General features: G+C 66.7%; 13 protein-coding genes. 7 read left to right on the top strand and 6 right to left on the bottom strand.

Annotation, left to right across the window (positions count from 1 at the left end; translation table 11 throughout):
- Positions 1-10: 10 nt before the first annotated feature.
- Positions 11-697 (bottom strand): TetR/AcrR family transcriptional regulator, encoded by a 687-nt coding sequence (locus AC57B8_RS03385; protein WP_496478651.1) that lies wholly within the window; start codon positions 695-697, stop codon positions 11-13.
- A 128-nt stretch (positions 698-825) separates the two neighbouring features.
- Here AC57B8_RS03385 and AC57B8_RS03380 point away from each other — a divergent pair, with 128 nt between their 5' ends.
- Together AC57B8_RS03380 and AC57B8_RS03375 are read left to right on the top strand one after the other, a co-directional pair.
- Positions 826-2,451, top strand: coding sequence for a 4-hydroxyphenylacetate 3-hydroxylase family protein (locus AC57B8_RS03380; protein ID WP_496478650.1), 1,626 nt, complete (start codon positions 826-828; stop codon positions 2,449-2,451).
- A 10-nt stretch (positions 2,452-2,461) separates the two neighbouring features.
- On the top strand, positions 2,462-3,262 hold the full coding sequence (locus AC57B8_RS03375; protein ID WP_496478649.1) for an alpha/beta hydrolase: 801 nt from the start codon (positions 2,462-2,464) through the stop codon (positions 3,260-3,262).
- Between the two features lie 8 nt (positions 3,263-3,270).
- Here AC57B8_RS03375 and AC57B8_RS03370 read toward each other — a convergent pair whose 3' ends face one another.
- A complete protein-coding gene (locus AC57B8_RS03370; RefSeq protein WP_496478743.1) occupies positions 3,271-4,323 on the bottom strand; it encodes a PQQ-dependent sugar dehydrogenase in 1,053 nt (350 codons plus the stop codon).
- A 322-nt stretch (positions 4,324-4,645) separates the two neighbouring features.
- Here AC57B8_RS03370 and AC57B8_RS03365 point away from each other — a divergent pair, with 322 nt between their 5' ends.
- The gene (locus AC57B8_RS03365) at positions 4,646-5,221 is read left to right on the top strand and encodes a C40 family peptidase (RefSeq protein ID WP_496478648.1); all 576 of its coding nucleotides are present in this window, start codon (positions 4,646-4,648) and stop codon (positions 5,219-5,221) included.
- Between the two features lie 86 nt (positions 5,222-5,307).
- On the opposite strand, the gene lpdA is transcribed toward AC57B8_RS03365, so the two are convergent.
- From lpdA to aceE, 4 genes are read right to left on the bottom strand one after another with little or no spacing between them, the layout of a single operon-like run.
- Complete coding sequence (lpdA, locus tag AC57B8_RS03360; protein WP_496478647.1) at positions 5,308-7,137, bottom strand: dihydrolipoyl dehydrogenase; 1,830 nt, start codon at positions 7,135-7,137, stop codon at positions 5,308-5,310.
- Positions 7,134-7,727, bottom strand: coding sequence for an Ntn hydrolase family protein (locus tag AC57B8_RS03355; RefSeq protein WP_095745669.1), 594 nt, complete (start codon positions 7,725-7,727; stop codon positions 7,134-7,136). Before AC57B8_RS03355 ends, lpdA begins: the two co-directional genes overlap by 4 nt.
- The gene (gene aceF, locus AC57B8_RS03350) at positions 7,724-9,370 is read right to left on the bottom strand and encodes a dihydrolipoyllysine-residue acetyltransferase (protein WP_496478646.1); all 1,647 of its coding nucleotides are present in this window, start codon (positions 9,368-9,370) and stop codon (positions 7,724-7,726) included. The genes AC57B8_RS03355 and aceF overlap by 4 nt, the downstream gene beginning before the upstream one ends.
- 49 nt (positions 9,371-9,419) lie before the next feature.
- Positions 9,420-12,149 carry a pyruvate dehydrogenase (acetyl-transferring), homodimeric type gene (gene aceE, locus AC57B8_RS03345; protein WP_062479935.1) on the bottom strand — a complete coding sequence of 910 codons (2,730 nt, stop codon included), beginning with the start codon at positions 12,147-12,149 and terminating at the stop codon, positions 9,420-9,422.
- 183 nt (positions 12,150-12,332) lie between these two features.
- On the opposite strand from aceE, the gene AC57B8_RS03340 reads away from it, so the two are divergent.
- From AC57B8_RS03340 to AC57B8_RS03325, 4 genes are all read left to right on the top strand, one after another.
- Complete coding sequence (locus AC57B8_RS03340) at positions 12,333-14,873, top strand: PAS domain-containing sensor histidine kinase (protein WP_062479933.1); 2,541 nt, start codon at positions 12,333-12,335, stop codon at positions 14,871-14,873.
- Positions 14,870-15,505 (top strand): response regulator transcription factor, encoded by a 636-nt coding sequence (locus AC57B8_RS03335; protein ID WP_056580071.1) that lies wholly within the window; start codon positions 14,870-14,872, stop codon positions 15,503-15,505. Before AC57B8_RS03340 ends, AC57B8_RS03335 begins: the two co-directional genes overlap by 4 nt.
- Positions 15,506-15,585: 80 nt before the next feature.
- The gene (folD, locus tag AC57B8_RS03330; protein WP_062479931.1) at positions 15,586-16,437 is read left to right on the top strand and encodes a bifunctional methylenetetrahydrofolate dehydrogenase/methenyltetrahydrofolate cyclohydrolase FolD; all 852 of its coding nucleotides are present in this window, start codon (positions 15,586-15,588) and stop codon (positions 16,435-16,437) included.
- 126 nt (positions 16,438-16,563) lie between these two features.
- The gene (locus AC57B8_RS03325; protein ID WP_496478645.1) at positions 16,564-18,609 is read left to right on the top strand and encodes a M3 family metallopeptidase; all 2,046 of its coding nucleotides are present in this window, start codon (positions 16,564-16,566) and stop codon (positions 18,607-18,609) included.
- Positions 18,610-18,611: the final 2 nt, after the last annotated feature.

Genomic DNA, 18,611 nt, shown 5'->3' with positions numbered 1-18,611 from the left:
ACTTCTTCTTTCAGGTATCGGTTGAACTGGGCTGAACCGTACCACCGAAAAGCGCGGGTTTTGCACCGTCTTCCGCCGTTGCGGCAGGGGTCGATCGCTGCACCAGCTGCGCGAGGTAGGTCTTGAACAGCGCATCGGCCGACTGCCTGAACATGCGGATGCGCCCCGTGTGCTGCATCAGCAGCAGCCCGACGCCGTGCGCGAACAGCGCCGTGTTCTCCTGCTGCGCGAGGTCGGCATCGAGGCCCAGGGCGAGCAGCGCCTCCTCGCAGGGGCGCAGGGCATCGTAGAGGCGGTCGTTCAGTTCGTGGTCGAGCGCGTGCGTCAGTCCCCGGGGACGCATGCCATGCACCAGATAGAAGCCGAGGTCGAGGTCGCGCGGGTTCGCCGCGTAGAAGTTGAACCAGGCCTGCGCTTTGGCGGCCAGGGTCTGGTCGGGCCGGCGCTCGGACACCGCCACCTCGGCCACCGCGGCCTGCAGGCGCAGCAGCGACTCGTCGAGCAAGGCCGCGTAGATCGCCTCCTTGCTCTCGAAGTACGAATAGATGGCGCCCGGCGTGTACCCGGCTTTCTTCGCGATTTCGCGGATGCTCGCGCCCTCGATGCCCGCCTCGGCAAACACCGTTCGGGCGGCGTCGAGCACCAGGGCGCGGCGCGCGTCGGTGAGGGTCTGGCGGCGTTGGAGCTTGGCGTGCATGGGCGGGACTATAGCCCTCGATCTGGTCGCCGATCATTTTTTCGAACGTTGATCTAAAAATTGAACAGTGTTTAAATCTTCACGCCGACGGTCCAAAAAATCCCCACGAGCCCCTGGAGACAACACGCATGAATGCCCCACCTTCCGACGCCCTCCTCATGTCCGGCGCCGACTACCGTGAATCGCTGCGCCGCTACACGCCCACCGTGTTCGTCGACGGCCGCCGCGTCGCCAGCGTGGCCGACGAGCCGGCCTTCCAGCCCGGCATCAACGCCATCGCCCTCACCTACGAGCACGCGCTCAAGTCCGAGTACGCGCCGCTCATGACCGCCGTGCAGCACACCAGCGGCAAGCGCGTGAACCGGCTCTCGCACATCAACACCAGCTCGGGCGACCTGCTCAACAAGCTCGAGGCCGTGCGGCTGGTCTGCCAGGAAACCGGCTGCGCCCAGCGCTACCTGACGCACGACGCGCTCAACGCCATCGCCCAGGTGTCGGCCCGCATCGACGACGCGCGCGGCAGCACCGAGCACACCGCGCGCTTCCACAATTACCTGCACCGCATCCAAGACCAGGACCTGACGCTGGGCGTCGCCATGACCGACGCCAAGGGCGACCGCAGCCGCCGTCCGCACGAGCAGGCGAACGTCGACAGCTACCTGCACGTGGTCGAGCGCAACGCGCGCGGCATCGTCATCTCGGGCACCAAGGCCATCGTGACCGGCGCGCCGTACGTGCACGAGCTGCTGGTCATGCCCTGCCGCAACATGGGCAAGGAAGACGCCGACTTCGCCGTCTGCTGCGCCGTGCCGCTCGACGCGCCCGGGCTCACCATCGTCGCGCGGCCGGCCGGCCGACCCGGCGAGAAGCTCGAGCACGGCGATGCGCTGTTCAGCCGCAAGTACGGCCAGAGCACCGGCGTGTGCATGTTCGACCGCGTGTTCGTGCCGTGGGAGCGCGTGTTCTACGCCGGCGAATGGGAGCACTCAGGCCACCTGACCTACAGCTACGCCACGCACCACCGCCACAGTTGCATCGCGGCCCGCGCCGGCTTCGGCGACCTGCTGATCGGTGCCGGCGCGCTGATGTGCGAGGCCAACGGCTTCGACCCCGGCAAGGAAAGCCACCTGCGCGAGCAGATGGTCGAGCTCATCACCATCACCGAGAGCTTCTTTGCCTGCGGCGTGGCGGCCAGCGTCTACGGCAAGGCCGACGACCACTGCGAGGTCTTCATGCCCGACCCGGTGTTCAGCAACATCGGCAAGCTGCTGCTGGCCACGAAGATCTACGACATGCACCGCATCGCCCACTACGTGAGCGGCGGCCTCATCGTCACCCTGCCCGGCCCGGACGAGGACCACAACCCCGAGACCGCGGCACGCCTGTCCGATGTGCTGCGCGCCAACCCCGCCATTCCCTACGAACAGCGCATCGAGACGGCCCGCTTCATTGAAGACCTCACGGCCGGCTACCAGGGCGGCTGGTACAGCGTGATCAGCCTGCACGGCGGCGGCTCGCCGGCGGCGATGAAGCAGGAGATCTGGCGCAACTACCCGGTCGGCTCGAAGGTCGAGCTGGTCGAGCGCCTGCTCGAGCGCGGCATCGCGGCCGACGGCACGCCGGCCGCCGCGCCGCACGACCCGCGCCGCGCCGTCACGAAGAACCGCCAGCCCGGCAAGTGCTGCGACACCGGCTGCACCGTGCCGGGACAGCCCGTGATGGTCGACCTGCCAATTCCGGTGTCGCGCACCTAGACTCCGGCGGATGCAGACCCTGTCGCTCCTCCGCCACCGCCTCGTCCTGCTCTTCGGCGCCGCCTCGTTGCTGCTGCTCGCCGGCTGCGGCGGGTTGCGCACCGCCGAGGCACCACTGGCCAGCACACTGGAAAAGAGCAGTTGCACCCGCAACGCCGACACGCTGATCGTGCTGCTGCCCGGCGCCTACTCGGCGCCCGAGGAGTTCGTGCGCGAAGGCTTCATCGACGCCCTGAACGAGAACCGGCTCGCGGTCGACACCCTGCGCGTCGATGCCCACATGGGCTACTACCGCAACAAGACCATCCTCGACCGTCTGGATCGGGACGTGATCGCACCGGCGCGCCGCCAGGGCTACAAGGCGATCTGGATCGCGGGCATCTCGGTCGGCGGTTTCGGCGGACTGCTGTATGCCCAGACGCACCCCGGCGACCTCGCCGGCCTGGTCGTGCTGGCGCCCTACCTGGGCGAACGCGTGCTGAGCCAGGACATCGCCAACGCCGGCGGCCTGTCGCGCTGGCGCGGCCCGCTCGAAGCACCACCCGGCAGCGACCCACGCACGCCCAGCGACACGCAGCTGTGGCAATGGCTGCGCGGCTACGTCGGCCACACCCGCACGTTCGGCGACCGGCCGCCGCTGTACCTGGGCTACGCGCTCGACGACCGCTTTGCGTTCAGCCACCGGCTGCTGGCCGGGGCGCTGCCGGCGGAACGCGTGGTCACGACCGAAGGCGGGCACGACTGGCCCGAATGGCGGCGGCTCTGGCGCCGCCTGCTGCCGACGCTGCCGCTGCCGGGCTGCCCCGGCTGAGGCGCCCTTCAGTTCGGCCGCAGGCGCAGCAGCTTGCCGTCGGACTCGTCGGTGAGCACGTAGAGCAGGCCGTCCGGCCCCTGCTTCACGTCGCGGATGCGGGCCCGGCCGTCGGCCAGCAGCTTGTGCTCGGCGACCACCTTGCCGTCCTTCAGTTCGATGCGGTCGAGATAACCGAACTTCAGCGAGCCCACGAAGAGGTTGCCCTTCCAGCCGGCGCCGTAGCGGTCGCTGGTGAGGAAGGCCATGCCCGAAGGCGCGATCGACGGCACCCAGTAATGCAGCGGCTGTTCCATGCCGTCCTTGCGGGTGATGCCCTCGCCGATCTTGCCGCCACCGTAGTTCTCGCCGTAGGTGATCACCGGCCAGCCGTGGTTGACGCCGGCGCGCGGGATGTTGATCTCGTCGCCGCCCTGCGGGCCGTGCTCCGTCATCCAGAAACGGCCGTCGGGCGCGAGCGTCGCGCCCTGGCTGTTGCGATGGCCGTAGCTCCAGATCTCGGGCAGCGCCCCCCGCTTGCCGACGAAGGGGTTGTCTTTCGGCACGCTGCCGTCCTTGGCGATGCGCACCACCTTGCCGTGGTGGTTGTCGAGCGTCTGCGCATCGTCCTTGCGGCTGAAGCGGTCGCCGAGCGTGAGAAAGAGGTTGCCGTCGCGGGCCTCGACGATGCGGCAGCCGAAGTGCGCGCGGCTCGCGACCTTGGGCTTCTGGCTGAAGATGACCTTCAGCGCCTCCAACGCCGTGCCATCGGCCGAGAGGCGCGCGCGTGCAAGCGCGGTGCTGTTGGCCGATCCGCCGGACGCCTCGGGCTCCGAATAGCAGAAGTACAGGGTGCGGTTCTGCGCGAAGCCGCTGTCAGCCAGCACGTCGAGCAGCCCGCCCTGCCCGCCCGCCGCGATGGGCGGCAGGCCCTGGATCGGCGCGCCCAGCTTGCCGTCGGCCGCCACCAGCCGCAGCCGGCCGGGCTTCTCGGTGACCACGAAACGGCCCTCCGGCAGGAAGGCGACGCCCCAGGGGTTCTCAAGACCGGAGGCGACGGTTTCGGCACGCACTTGCGCCATGGCCACGCCAGCCAAGCCGCAACCGGCGAGCACCAAGAGGCTTCCCAGGGAGCGAAGAAAGGAGCGATCTCGCAAGTTCATGAAGATTTCCTGAATTTGAGGACATCTTGGCAACAAATGGAATGCACATGCCGACTTTTAAGACTTCGAAGTCATATCAGTCGAGGTGTTTACATTCGAATCCTTATGCCGCATAAACGTTCACCGTTACATTTTTTCTTCCGCCGGATCGAAAAAGCACATGTAAATCAATGGTTTACGCACACATTCAACAATTCAGATTAAATTGACATAACTGCGCGTCATCAATATCCTACGCGCCATGCGTTTTTTCGTCCTACCCGTATCCCTCCTGTTCGCCGTGGCCGTCCACGCCGCCCCCCAACAACAGGATCGATCGGATGAGATGGACCGAATCCTTGCCGAACGCGGCCTGGTCGGCCAGTTCCATCAGGTTCGCCAGACCGTCGCAGAGCGCACGTCCGACCTCGTCGTGACCGCCATCGGTTTCCTCGGCGTTCCTTACCGCCGTGGCGGCAACACCGCCGAATCCGGCTTCGACTGCAGCGGCTTCGTCCGCGCCATGTACAACCAGACGGTGGGCCACGTGCTCCCGCGCCGCGCCGAAGAACAGGCCGCCGCCACCGAGAAGATCGACCGCAGCCAGCTCAAGCCCGGCGATCTCGTGTTCTTCAACACCATGCGCCGCACCTTCAGCCACGTCGGCATCTACGTCGGCGAAGGCAAGTTCATCCATTCCCCCCGCTCCGGTGCCCAGGTCCGTGTCGAAGACATGAACGGCAGCTACTGGCAGCGCCGCTTCGACGGCGCCCGCCGCGTGCTCAGCGGCCAGGGCGACGAGGTCAAGGCCGCGGCCATGGGCACCGCCAGCGACTGATTCGGCACACCGAATCCAGGACGAAAAAAATCCCGCCGCGGCGGGATTTTTTGTGGGCGCTCGACAGGCGCCGTAGCGCCTCTCGATCAGGCCGCCTTCTTCGCCGGCGGCAGGTCCGTGCAGGTGCCGTGCGCCACTTCCGCTGCCATGCCGATGCTTTCGCCCAGCGTCGGGTGCGGATGGATGGTCTTGCCGATGTCGATCTCGTCCGCGCCCATCTCGATGGCCAGCGCGATCTCGCCGATCATGTCGCCGGCATGCGTGCCGACGATGCCGCCACCCAGGATGCGGTGCGTCTCGGCGTCGAACAGCAGCTTGGTGAAGCCTTCGTCGCGGCCGTTGGCGATGGCGCGGCCCGATGCGGTCCACGGGAAGTGGCCCTTCTTGACCTTGATGCCTTCGGCCTTGGCCTGGTCTTCCGTGAGACCGACCCATGCCACTTCGGGGTCGGTGTAGGCCACGCTGGGGATCACGCGGGCGTTGAAGGCGGCGCTGGACAGCTCCTTGTCGCCCTTCTGCTCGCCGGCGATCACTTCGGCCGCCACATGCGCCTCGTGCACCGCCTTGTGCGCCAGCATGGGCTGGCCCACGATGTCGCCGATGGCGAAGATGTGCGGCACGTTGGTGCGCATCTGGATGTCGACCGGAATGAAGCCGCGGTCGCTCACCGTGACGCCGGCCTTCTCGGCGCCGATCTTCTTGCCGTTCGGGCTGCGGCCCACGGCCTGCAGCACGAGGTCGTAGACCTGCGGCTCCTTCGGCGCGTTCTCGCCTTCGAAGGTGACCTTGATGCCGTCCTTCGTGGCTTCGGCACCGACCGTCTTGGTCTTGAGCATGATGTTGTCGAAGCGCGGCGCGTTCATCTTCTGCCAGACCTTCACGAGGTCGCGGTCGGCGCCCTGCATGAGGCCGTCGAGCATCTCGACCACATCGAGGCGCGCGCCCAGCGTCGAATACACGGTGCCCATTTCGAGGCCGATGATGCCGCCGCCCAGCACCAGCATGCGCTTGGGGTCGGTGCCCATCTCGAGTGCGCCGGTCGAGTCGACCACGCGCGGGTCCTTCGGCATGAAGGGCAGGCTGACCGACTGCGAGCCGGCCGCGATGATCGCGTTGCGGAACTTGACGGTCTGCTTCTTGCCCGTGGTGTCCCAGCTCGTGCCCGACGTCTCTTCGACTTCCAGGTGGTACGGGTCGATGAAGTTGCCCACGCCGCGCAGCACGGTCACCTTGCGCATCTTGGCCATGGCCGTGAGGCCGCCGGTGAGCTTGCCCACCACCTTGTTCTTGTGGCCGAGCAGCTTGGCGCGGTCGACCGTGGGCGCAGCGAAGCTCACGCCGAGGTCGGCGAAGTGCTTCACCTCGTCCATGACGGAAGCGACGTGCAGCAGCGCCTTCGACGGAATACAGCCGACATTCAGGCACACGCCGCCGAGCGTGGCGTAGCGTTCGATCAGCACGACCTTCAAGCCGAGGTCGGCCGCGCGGAAGGCGGCCGAGTAGCCGCCGGGGCCGGCACCGAGCACGACCACGTCGCACTCGACATCGACCTTGCCGCCGTAGCTGGACGCCGCCACGGGCGCTGCGGCGGCCGGAGCCGGTGCAGCCGCCTTGGGCGCGGGCGCAGCTGCCGCCGCAGGTGCGGGCGCTGCAGCAGCCGGCGCAGGCGCAGCGGCCCCGTCGACTTCGAGCGTCAGCACGACCGAACCTTGCTTGACCTTGTCGCCGACCTTCACGGCCAGCGACTTCACCACGCCGGCGGCCGACGAGGGAATCTCCATCGAGGCCTTGTCCGATTCGACCGTGATGAGCGACTGCTCGGCCTTGACCGTGTCGCCGACGTTGACCAGCACCTCGATCACCGCGACTTCGTCGAAGTCGCCGATGTCCGGCACCTTGATGTGTTGTTCGCTCATTTGGACACTTTCAGTTTGAGTGTGAGAACGTCGGCCGGCAGGGCCGAATTGCGATCGAATTCGCAGGCGGCGGCGATGCCCGCCTCCGCCACGTCGCGCGCGTTGCGCGACTTGTTGTCATAGGCCGCGTGCATGGCGCCGAGCGCGAAGCTGCGTCCCGAGCCGATGGCCCAGTACTGCTTGAACTCGAACACCTCGCGGTAGCTGTAGATGCCGTAGATGCCGCTCGGGTTGGCCAGCAGCATGGTGAACTGGCTCGACTCGTAGGGCTCGTGCTCGTCTTCCTTGGTCTGCATGAAGAATGAATCCTTCAGCACCGGATGCAGCTGCGTGAAGGTGTGGAACACCTCGTGCTTGCTGCCGAACTGCAGCGCCTCGCGCGGCTGGGCGGCCAGCGCATGCTGGAGCACCAGCTGGTGCGCGGCGGCGCCCGCCACCGCGAACAGGCTCTGGCCCGCGGCATCCTCGACGGTGAAGATCTTCTGGTTCGCTTCGGCGTTGTGCGACATGCGCGTGTCGCCGAAGGTCACCAGCGAATCTGCCGCCATCGTGACCTGGCCGCCTTTGCGGACGGCCACTACGGTGGTCATAGCAGGATGCGGCGGTAGTCTGCGAGCACTTGCCCCAGGTAGGCGTTGAAACGCGCAGCCAGGGCGCCATCGATCACGCGGTGGTCGTACGACAGCGACAGCGGCAGCGTGAGACGCGGCACGAACTGCTTGCCGTCCCACACCGGTTTCATCTGGCCCTTGGAGAGGCCGAGGATGGCCACTTCAGGGGCGTTGATGATGGGCGTGAAGTGCGTGCCGCCGATGCCGCCGAGCGAGCTGATCGAGAAGCAGCCGCCCTGCATGTCGGCCGAGCCGAGCTTGCCGTCGCGCGCCTTCTTGGCGAGTTCGCCCATCTCGGCGCTGATCTGCAGGATGCCCTTCTTGTCGGCATCTTTCAGCACCGGCACCACGAGCCCGTTGGGCGTGTCGGCCGCGAAGCCGATGTTGTAGTACTGCTTGTAGACGAGTTGGTCGCCGTCCAGGCTGGTGTTGAAGTCGGGGAATTTCTTCAGCGCCGCGACCACCGCCTTGATCACGAAGGCGAGCATCGTGACCTTGATGCCCGACTTCTCGTTCTCCTTGTTGGTGGAGACGCGGAAGGCCTCGAGCTCGGTGATATCGGCTTCGTCGTTGTTGGTGACGTGCGGGATCATCACCCAGTTGCGGTGCAGGTTCGCGCCGCTGAGCTTCTTGATGCGCGACAGGTCCTTGCGCTCGACAGTGCCGAACTTCGTGAAGTCGACCTTGGGCCACGGGATGAGGCCCAGCGCCGCGCCGTCGCCACCACCGCCGGCCGGCGCCTTGGCCGCCGAGGCCTTGGTGCTGGCCTGGCCGCTCATCACGGCCTTGGTGAAGTTCTGGACGTCTTCCTGCGTGATGCGGCCCTTGAGGCCGGAACCCTTGACCTCTTCGAGCGGCACGCCGAGTTCGCGTGCGAACTTGCGCACCGAGGGCGAAGCATGCGGCAGGCTGCCGGTGGGGGCCGAGGTCGGCTGGTGGGCCGGGGCGGCGGCGGCCGGCGCAGGCGCGCTGGCGGTTGCAGCAGCGGGCGCGGCAGCGGCGGCCTGTGCCGGCGCGGGCGCCGATGCGGCAGCCCCTGCGGCGCCTTCGAGCACCGCGATCAGGTCGCCGATGTTGACGGTGTCGCCGACCTTGACCTTGAGCTCCTTCAGCACGCCGGCGGCCGACGACGGAATTTCCATCGAGGCCTTGTCCGACTCCACCGTGATCAGCGACTGCTCGGCGGCGATGGTGTCACCCACCTTCACCAGCAGCTCGATGACCGCGACGTCCTTGAAGTCGCCGATGTCCGGCACCTTGACTTCGACCGGGCCCGAAGCAGCCGGCGCGGCGGCCGGTGCGGCAGCGGCCGGTGCAGGCGCTGCGGCAGCGGGTGCCGCGGCAGCAGGCGCAGCGGCCGGCGCCGGGGCGGCGGCAGCCGCGCCCTCGGCCTCGACCACCAGCACCACCGAGCCTTCCGTGACCTTGTCGCCCACGGCGACCTTGATTTCCTTGACCACACCGGCCGTGGACGACGGGATTTCCATCGACGCCTTGTCCGATTCGACCGTGATGAGCGACTGTTCGGCCTTGACCGTGTCGCCCACCTTCACGAGCACCTCGATCACCGCGACTTCATCGAAATCGCCGATGTCCGGCACCTTCACTTCCACTGCTGCCATATCGTTGTCTCCCGCCGTCAGGCGCCGTTCGTTCGTTGGTTGTTGATGTTCAAGCGTAAAGCGGGTTGACCTTGTCGACATTGATGCCGTACTTCTTGATCGCTTCCACCACCTTGGCCACCGGCACGGTGCCATCTTCGCTCAGCGCCTTGAGCGCGGCCACGACGATGTAGTGACGATTGATCTCAAAGTGTTCGCGCAGCTTGGCGCGGAAGTCGCTGCGACCGAAACCGTCGGTGCCCAGCACCTTGTAGTTGCGGCCCTTGGGCACGAAGGGACGGATCTGCTCGGCGTACGCCTTCATGTAGTCGGTCGACGCGATCACCGGGCCGGTCGAAGCACCCAGCTGCTCGGCCACGAAGGGCACGCGCGGCGTCTGGTCGGGATGCAGCAGGTTCCAGCGGTCGGCGTCCTGGCCGTCGCGGGTCAGCTCGTTGAAGCTCGGGCAGCTCCACACCGAAGCCGACACGCCCCACTCCTTCTCGAGCAGTTCCTGTGCTGCAAAGCTCTCGCGCAGGATGGTGCCGCTGCCCAGCAGTTGCACGGTCGGTGCTTCCTTGGCGCCCTTGGCGGCCTTGACCACCGGGCCCTGCTTGGACAGGTACATGCCCTTGATGATCTGCTCTTCGGTGCCGGGCTGCAGGCCGGGCATCGCGTAGTTCTCGTTGAGCAGCGTCAGGTAGTAGTAGACGTTGTCCTGCTTCTCGACCATGCGCTTCAAGCCGTGGTGCAGGATCACGCCGACTTCGTGCGCGAAGGTCGGGTCGTAGCTCACGCAGTTCGGGATGGTGTTGGCCAGGATGTGGCTGTGACCGTCTTCGTGCTGCAGGCCTTCGCCGTTCAGCGTGGTGCGTCCCGAGGTGCCGCCCAGCAGGAAGCCGCGGGCCTGCATGTCGCCGGCCGCCCAGGCCAGGTCGCCGATGCGCTGGAAGCCGAACATCGAGTAGTACACGTAAAACGGCACCATGATGCGGTTGTTCGTGCTGTACGACGTGGCCGCCGCGATCCAGCTGGACATGCCGCCGGCTTCGTTGATGCCCTCCTGCAGGATCTGGCCGGCCTTGTCTTCCTTGTAGTACATGACCTGGTCCTTGTCGACCGGGGTGTACTGCTGACCGTGCGGGTTGTAGATGCCGATCTGGCGGAACAGGCCTTCCATGCCGAAGGTGCGGGCCTCGTCCACCAGGATGGGCACGACGCGCGGGCCCAGGGCCTTGTCGCGCAGCAGCTGCGTGAGGAAGCGCACGTAGGCTTGCGTGGTCGAGATCTCGCGGCCTTCGGCCGTGGGTTCCATCACCGCCTTGAAGGTGTCGAGCGAGGGCACCGTGAAGCTCTCGTCGGCCTTGACGCGGCGGTGCGGCAGGTAGCCGCCCAGGGCCTTGCGGCGCTCGTGCAGGTAGCGCATTTCCGGCGTGTCGTCGGCCGGCTTGTAGAACGGCAGCTCGGCGATCTGGCTGTCGGGAATCGGGATGTTGAAGCGGTCGCGGAAGGCCTTGATGTCCTCGTCGCCGAGCTTCTTGGTCTGGTGGACCGTGTTCTTGCCTTCGCCGATCTTGCCCATGCCGAAGCCCTTGACGGTCTTGACGAGCAGCACCGAGGGCTGGCCCTTGTGGTTCTGGGCGGCGTGGAAGGCGGCGTACACCTTCTGCGAATCGTGGCCGCCGCGCTGCAGGTTCCAGACCTCGTCGTCGGTCAGGTGCTCGACCATCTTCAGCGTGCGCGGGTCGCGGCCGAAGAAGTTCTTGCGCACGTAGGCGCCGTCGTTGGCCTTGAACGACTGGTAGTCGCCGTCGTTGCACTCCATCATGATCTTGCGCAGCGCGCCGTCATGGTCCTTCTCGAGCAGCGCGTCCCAGCCCTTGCCCCAGATCAGCTTGATGACGTTCCAGTTGGCGCCGCGGAACTCGCCTTCGAGCTCCTGGATGATCTTGCCGTTGCCGCGCACCGGGCCGTCCAGGCGCTGCAGGTTGCAGTTGATGACGAAGATCAGGTTGTCGAGGTTCTCGCGCGCGGCCAGGCCGATGGCGCCGAGCGATTCGACTTCGTCCATTTCGCCGTCGCCGCAGAACACCCAGACCTTGCGGTTCTCGGTGTTGGCGATGCCGCGGGCGTGCAGGTACTTCAGGAAGCGCGCCTGGTAGATCGCCATCAGCGGGCCCAGGCCCATCGACACCGTGGGGAACTGCCAGAACTCGGGCATCAGCTTCGGGTGCGGGTAGCTCGACAGGCCCTTGCCGTCCACTTCCTGGCGGAAGTTGAGCAGCTGGTCTTCGGAGAGGCGGCCTTCGAGGTAGGCGCGGGCGTAGATGCCGGGCGACACGTGGCCCTGGATGTACAGCAGGTCTCCGCCGTGGTTTTCGCTCTCGGCGTGCCAGAAGTGGTTGAAGCCGGCACCGAACATGCTGGCCAGCGACGCGAAGGAGCCGATGTGGCCGCCCAGGTCACCGCCTTCGGGCGGGTGGATGCGGTTGGCCTTGACCACCATGGCCATGGCGTTCCAGCGCATGTAGGCGCGCAGGCGCTGTTCGATCTCGAGGTTGCCGGGGCTGCGGGCTTCCACGCCCGGCTCGATGGTGTTCACGTAGCCGGTGTTGGCCGAGAACGGCATGTCGACGCTGTTCTGGCGCGCATGTTCGAGCAGTTGTTCGAGCAGGAAGTGCGCCCGCTCGGGCCCTTCGCTCTGGATGACGGAAGACAGTGCATCCATCCATTCACGCGTCTCCTGGGCGTCCGCATCGTTTGCGGCCGAGCCGAACAGGTTCTCGGGATTTGCCGACATGCTTGTCTCTCCTTTTAGGGCTGTGGCTGTAATTTAGTGCGCTGGGCACCGAGCGCGCCGGAGTTTCGCATAGAAGTTTCCCTATTTCAAATAGTGCTTGTTGATTTCTTATTATGAAATATCAAGGAAGCACGTCCCCGGCAGGGCCTCTTGCCCGAGAGGGCCATCACCTAAACTCCGCCCATGCCCCTTTCCTCCCCGCTCGCGGTCGCCCGCAGTGCCGTCAAAGCCTCGCCGCTGTCCTGGTGGCGCACGTGGTGGCGCAAGCAGACACCCGTGCTGCAGGACGCCGTCGCGATGCTCGCGCCGATGGCGGCCGTGCTGCTGTTTCTCGCGGCCATCGTGTCGGCGTTCTGGTACCTGCGCTCCGAAGAAGTCGAGCGCGAGCAGGAATCGGTACGGCGCGATGTCGAGTACGCGCAACAGCGCATGCGCCTGCGCCTGCTGGAGCGGCAGGAACAGCTGATGCGCATCGCGCGCGATGCCTCCAACCGAGAGATCGACCCGGTCGAGTTCACGAGCCGCGCCGAGTCGCTGGTGAGCCAGTTCCCCGAGCTGCAGACCATCAGCTGGATCGACGACCGCCGCCGTTTCAAGGCCGGCTATGCCGCGCCCAGCGTGCATCCGGCGCAACAGCACCTGATCGGCGACGTGCTGCGCCCCGGCGACATCGAAAGCAACTACGCGCTGGCGCGCGAGCTGCGCCAGCCGGTGTACTCGCAACCCGTGGCAGGCGGCGAACCGGCCGCGATGCTGCAGCTGCACATTCCGCTGTTCGACCAGGGCCTGTTCGCCGGCGTCGTGCTCGGCGAGTTTTCCATCGACGGCCTGCTGCGCTACGGCATGCCCTCCGAGGTGCAGGCGCGCTATGCCGTGTCGCTGCTCGACGCCAAGGGCAACGTCATCGCCGGCAACACCACGCCGCTGAAGAACAGCGGCACCCGCCTGCTGCCCTGGACCGAAGCCACGAACGAATACGAAGTGCCGGTGTCGCCCGTGGGCAATGCGCTGATGCTGCGCGCGCAGGCCTACCGCACCTCGCAGGGCGTGGTGGGCAACGGCCTCTTCTGGCTCGTGTGCGCCCTCAGCGTGATGACCAGCTGGATGCTGATCGGCACCTGGCGCCACACACGCCGCCGCCTGCAGGCGCAGCAGCGGCTGGTGGCCGAAACCAACTTCCGCCGCGCGATGGAAAACTCCATGCTCACCGGCATGCGCGTGCTCGACCTGCAAGGCCGCATCACCTACGTGAACGCCGCGTTCTGCGCCATGACGGGCTGGAGCGAAGACGAACTGGTCGGCCAGACGCCGCCTTTCCCCTACTGGCTCGAATCCGACCGCGAGGTGATGAACGAGCGCCTCGAAGAAGAGCTGCACGGCCGCGCCCTGCCCGGCGGTTTCCAGGTGCGCGTGAAGCGCAAGAACGGCAGCGTCTTCAATGCGCGCCTGTATGTGTCGCCGCTGATCGACGCGCGCGGCCACCAGACCGGCTGGATGACGTCGATGACCGACATCACCGAGCCGACGCGCATCCGCGAGCAGCTGTCCGCCTCGTATGAGCGCTTCACCACCGTGCTCGAGGCGCTCGACGCCGCCGTGTCGGTGGCGCCCATTGGCAGCGAGGAGCTGCTGTTCGCCAACAAGCTGTACCGCCTGTGGTTCGGCTCCGACACCGTGGGCCACCTGGGCATGGTGGCGCAGGCCGGCGTGCCGCCGTCGAACGCGCACGACGAAGGCCTGGACGACGTCGACCCCTACGCCGGCCTGCCCATCGACACCCTCACCGCCGCCCAGACCGCGAACAACGAAATCTTCGTGCCGCACCTGGGCAAGTGGCTCGAGGTGCGCTCGCGCTACCTGACCTGGGTCGACGGTCGCCTGGCGCAGCTGGTGATCGCCACCGACATCACGCCGCGACGCGACGCCGAAGAGCAGGCCGCCGCGCAGGCCGACAAGGCCCAGGCCGCGAGCCGCCTGATCACCATGGGCGAAATGGCCTCCAGCGTGGCGCACGAGCTCAACCAGCCGCTCACGGCCATCGCCAACTATTGCAACGGGATGATGTCGCGCATCAAGGGCCAGACGATCGACAACGACGCCCTGCTCGCCGCGCTCGAAAAAACCTCGAAGCAGGCGCAGCGCGCGGGCCAGATCATCCAGCGCATCCGCTCCTTCGTGAAACGCAGCGAACCCAACCGCACGCCGGCCGACGTCGCCACCATGGTGAGCGAGGCGGTCGAACTCGCGGGCATCGAACTGCGCCGGCGCAACGTGCGCCTGAACCACTACGTGGCCGCGCGGCTGCCGGTGGTGCGCGTCGACCCGATCCTCATCGAGCAGGTGATGGTCAACCTGCTGAAGAACGCGGCCGAATCCATCGACATCGCCGACCGCCCGCTGGCGCGCCGCAGCGTCGAGCTGCGCGTGCTGCCCAAGGTGATCGAGGGGCACAATGCCATCGAGTTCTCGGTGCAGGACACGGGCAAGGGCCTCTCGCCCGAGGTCATGGACCGGCTCTACGAGGCCTTCTTCTCCACCAAGCCCGAGGGCATGGGCATCGGGCTCAACCTGTGCCGCACCATCGTCGAGTCGCACCGCGGCCGGATGCAGGCGGAGAACATCTACAATGGCCCGGATGTGATCGGATGCCGTTTTTCCTTCTGGATTCCGGTGTTGGACGCTATCAGTTCCGTAGCAAGCGACGAGGCAAAGGTACCTGCATGAGTTTGATTCCGAAGAAGGGCACGGTCTATGTCGTCGATGACGACGAAGCCGTACGCGATTCGCTGCAATGGCTGCTCGAAGGCAAGGACTACAGAGTCCGCTGTTTCGAGTCCGCCGAATCCTTTCTCTCCCGATACGACCCGCGCGAAGTCGCCTGTCTGATCGTCGATATCCGCATGGCCGGCATGACCGGCCTCGAATTGCAGGATCGGCTGATCGAACGGCGTTCTCCGTTGCCGATCGTGGTCATCACCGGCCACGGCGACGTGCCGATGGCGGTCGACAGCATGAAGAAGGGCGCGATGGATTTCATCCAGAAGCCCTTCAACGACGAAGAGCTGGTGTCGCTGGTCGAGCGCATGCTCGAACACGCACGCGGCGCCTTCACGCAGCACCAGCAGTCGGCCAGCCGAGACGCACTGCTGTCCAAGCTCACCGGCCGCGAGGCGCAGGTGCTCGAGCGCATCGTCGCCGGCCGCCTGAACAAGCAGATCGCCGACGACCTGGGCATCAGCATCAAGACGGTGGAGGCGCACCGCGCCAACATCATGGAAAAGCTCAACGCCAACACCGTGGCCGATCTGCTCAAGATCGCGCTCGGGCAGGCGGCCCCAGCGGCCAAGGCCTCCTGAGCTGCAGCTATCCCTGCGATAGCCACGCACCTTCCCCACGCCTGCGCAAGCGGGCGTTTTTACTTGGAAAATCAAAACCGATGACCGCCCAACTGATCGACGGCAACGCCCTCGCCAAAACCATCCGCGCCGAGGTGTCCGGCCGCACCGCTGCGCTGAAGGCCCGCGGCGTGAACCCGGCCCTGTCCATCATCCTGGTGGGCAGCGATCCGGCGAGCCAGGTCTACACCAAGCACAAGGTCAACGACAGCACCGAGACCGGCCTCTCGGCCACCCTCGAGACCTACCCCGCCGACCTGAGCGAGGCCGACCTGCTGGCGCGCATCCGCGCCCTCAACGACGACCCGAAGGTGCACGGCATCCTCGTTCAATTGCCGCTGCCCAAGCACATGGACAGCCAGAAGGTCATCGAGACCATCTCGCCCGCCAAGGACGTCGACGGCTTCCACGTGGCCAGCGCCGGCGCGCTGATGACCGGCGCCCCGGGCTTCTGGCCCTGCACGCCGCACGGCTGCATGAAGATGCTCGAATCGATCGGCTACGACCTGCGCGGCAAGCACGCCGTGGTCATCGGCCGCAGCAACATCGTCGGCAAGCCCATGGCCATGATGTTGCTGGCCAAGAGCGCCACCGTGACCATCTGCCACAGCGCCACGAAAGACCTGGGCGCCCTCACGCGCCAGGCCGACGTGGTCGTCGCCGCCGTGGGCAAGCTCGACCTGCTGACCGCCGACATGGTGAAGCCCGGCGCCGTCGTCATCGACGTGGGCATGAACCGCAAGGCGGACGGCAAGCTCGCCGGCGACGTCGATTTCGACGGCGTGAAGGAAGTGGCCGGCTGGATCACCCCCGTGCCCGGCGGCGTCGGCCCGATGACGCGCGCCATGCTTCTGGTCAACACCCTTGAAGCGGCCGAACGCGCCGCAAGATAAGAACCACCCCGTTGTTGGCTCACTGCGTGTAGCCGCCTCCCCCTCAACGGGCACCAGCGGCCCGGCAAAGCCGGTTCCGCGGTGGTTTCCGAAATGGCTTCGCTACGCTCGCCCAGGATCTTTCACATGACCAATCCGCTCCTCGACTTCACCGACCTCCCCCTGTTCGATCGCATCAAGCCCGAACACGTGTCGCCCGCGGTCGACGCGCTGCTGGCCGATGCCGAGGCCGCGCTGCAGACGGTGACGGCGCCCGAATTCCCGGCCGACTGGATCGCGATCTCCAAGGTGCTCGACGTGGCCTCCGAACGCTTCAGCCGCGCCTGGGGCGCTGTCGGCCATCTCAACGCCGTGGCCGACACGCCCGAGCTGCGCGCTGCCTACAACGAGGCCATGCCGCGCGTCACCGCCTTCTGGACCCGCCTGGGCTCCGACGAACGCCTGTACGCCAAGTACAAGGCCATCGACCCGGCCACGCTCAACCCCGAGCAGCGCCAGGCGCACAAGAACGCCGTGCGCAACTTCGTGCTCGGCGGCGCCGAGCTGCAGGGCGAGGCCAAGCAGCGCTTTGCCGACATCCAGGAACGCCAGGCCGAGCTGAGCCAGAAGTTCAGCGAAAACGCCCTCGACGCCACCGACGCCTTCGCGCACTACGCGCAGCTGGGTGAACTCGACGGTGTGCCCGAAGACGTGGTGAGCGCCGCGCGCGCGGCCGCCGAGGCCGAAGGCAAGAAAGGCTACAAGCTCACGCTCAAGATGCCGTGCTACCTGCCGGTGATGCAGTTCGCCAAGAGCAGCGCGCTGCGCGAAACCCTGTACCGCGCCTACGTGACGCGCGCCAGCGAACTCGGCGATCCGAAGTTCGACAACACCGCGCTCATCACCGAGATCCTCGCGCTGCGCGAGGAAGAATCGAAGCTGCTGGGCTACAGGAATTTCGGCGAACTCTCGGTCGTGCCCAAGATGGCCGAATCACCCGAGCAGGTCGTCAAGTTCCTGCGCGACCTCGCCGCCAAGGCCAAGCCCTACGGCGAGCGCGACCTGGCCGACCTGCGCGCCTTCGCGGCCGAGCAGCTGAACCTCGTCGATCCGCAAGCCTGGGATTGGACCTATGTCGGCGAAAAGCTCAAGGAAGCGCGCTACGCCTTCAGCGAGCAGGAGGTGAAGCAGTACTTCCCGGCGCCGAAGGTGATGGCCGGCCTGTTCAAGATCGTCGAAACGCTGTTCGAGGTGTCGATCCGCCGCGACAACGCGCCCACCTGGCACCCGAGCGTCGAGTTCTACCGCATCGAGCGCGCCGGCCAGAAGGTCGGCCAGTTCTACCTCGACCCCTCCGCCCGCGCCGCCAAGCGCGGCGGCGCCTGGATGGACGACGTGCGCGCCCGCTGGCTGCGCCCCGACGACGGCGTGCTGCAGACGCCGATCGCGCAGCTGGTCTGCAACTTCGCCAGCGGCGTCGACGGCAAGCCGCCGCTGCTCACGCACGACGACGTGACCACCCTCTTCCACGAGTTCGGCCACGGCCTGCACCACATGCTCACGCAGGTGAACGAGCGCGACGTGTCGGGCATCAGCGGCGTCGAGTGGGACGCGGTCGAACTGCCGAGCCAGTTCATGGAGAACTTCTGCTGGGAGTGGGACGTGCTTGCGCACATGACGGCCCACGTCGACACCGGCGAGCCGCTGCCGCGCGCCCTCTTCGACAAGATGACCGCCGCCAAGAACTTCCAGAGCGGGCTGCAGACGCTGCGCCAGATCGAGTTCTCGCTGTTCGACATGCTGCTGCACACCGAGCACCAGGCCGCCGCCGCACCGGGCGCCGTGATGGCGCTGCTCGGCCAGGTGCGCGCCGAAGTGGCCGTGATGCCCTCGCCGCCGTTCAGCCGCACGCCGAACACCTTCAGCCACATCTTCTCGGGCGGCTACGCGGCCGGCTACTACAGCTACAAGTGGGCCGAGGTGCTGAGCGCCGACGCCTACGCGGCCTTCGAGGAAACGGTGGGTGCCGACGGCGAGCCCAACATCGAGACCGGCCGCCGATACCGCCAGGCCATCCTGGAGGCCGGCGGCAGCCGCAGCGCCATGGATTCGTTCAAGGCCTTCCGGGGCCGCGAGCCGCAGCTTGATGCGCTGCTGCGACATCAGGGCATGGCCCAGGCCCAGCCCGCTTGATA

It is taken from the genome of Variovorax sp. BGA-UO-ETr-C22 (assembly GCF_059567965.1).
The sequence above is the reverse complement of the archived record's forward strand: the minus strand, read 5'-3'. Positions and strand labels throughout refer to the sequence as shown.

Bases quoted from the DNA above. Each gene is read 5' to 3' on its own strand.
- AC57B8_RS03340 (WP_062479933.1), top strand. From the start codon at position 12,333: ATGCCCCTTTCCTCCCCGCTCGCGGTCGCCCGCAGTGCCGTCAAAGCC.
- lpdA (WP_496478647.1), bottom strand. From the start codon at position 7,137: ATGAGCGAACAACACATCAAGGTGCCGGACATCGGCGACTTCGACGAA.
- AC57B8_RS03385 (WP_496478651.1), bottom strand. From the start codon at position 697: ATGCACGCCAAGCTCCAACGCCGCCAGACCCTCACCGACGCGCGCCGC.
- AC57B8_RS03355 (WP_095745669.1), bottom strand. From the start codon at position 7,727: ATGACCACCGTAGTGGCCGTCCGCAAAGGCGGCCAGGTCACGATGGCG.
- aceF (WP_496478646.1), bottom strand. From the start codon at position 9,370: ATGGCAGCAGTGGAAGTGAAGGTGCCGGACATCGGCGATTTCGATGAA.
- folD (WP_062479931.1), top strand. From the start codon at position 15,586: ATGACCGCCCAACTGATCGACGGCAACGCCCTCGCCAAAACCATCCGC.
- AC57B8_RS03375 (WP_496478649.1), top strand. From the start codon at position 2,462: ATGCAGACCCTGTCGCTCCTCCGCCACCGCCTCGTCCTGCTCTTCGGC.
- AC57B8_RS03365 (WP_496478648.1), top strand. From the start codon at position 4,646: ATGCGTTTTTTCGTCCTACCCGTATCCCTCCTGTTCGCCGTGGCCGTC.
- AC57B8_RS03335 (WP_056580071.1), top strand. From the start codon at position 14,870: ATGAGTTTGATTCCGAAGAAGGGCACGGTCTATGTCGTCGATGACGAC.
- AC57B8_RS03380 (WP_496478650.1), top strand. From the start codon at position 826: ATGAATGCCCCACCTTCCGACGCCCTCCTCATGTCCGGCGCCGACTAC.
- AC57B8_RS03370 (WP_496478743.1), bottom strand. From the start codon at position 4,323: ATGGCGCAAGTGCGTGCCGAAACCGTCGCCTCCGGTCTTGAGAACCCC.
- aceE (WP_062479935.1), bottom strand. From the start codon at position 12,149: ATGTCGGCAAATCCCGAGAACCTGTTCGGCTCGGCCGCAAACGATGCG.
- AC57B8_RS03325 (WP_496478645.1), top strand. From the start codon at position 16,564: ATGACCAATCCGCTCCTCGACTTCACCGACCTCCCCCTGTTCGATCGC.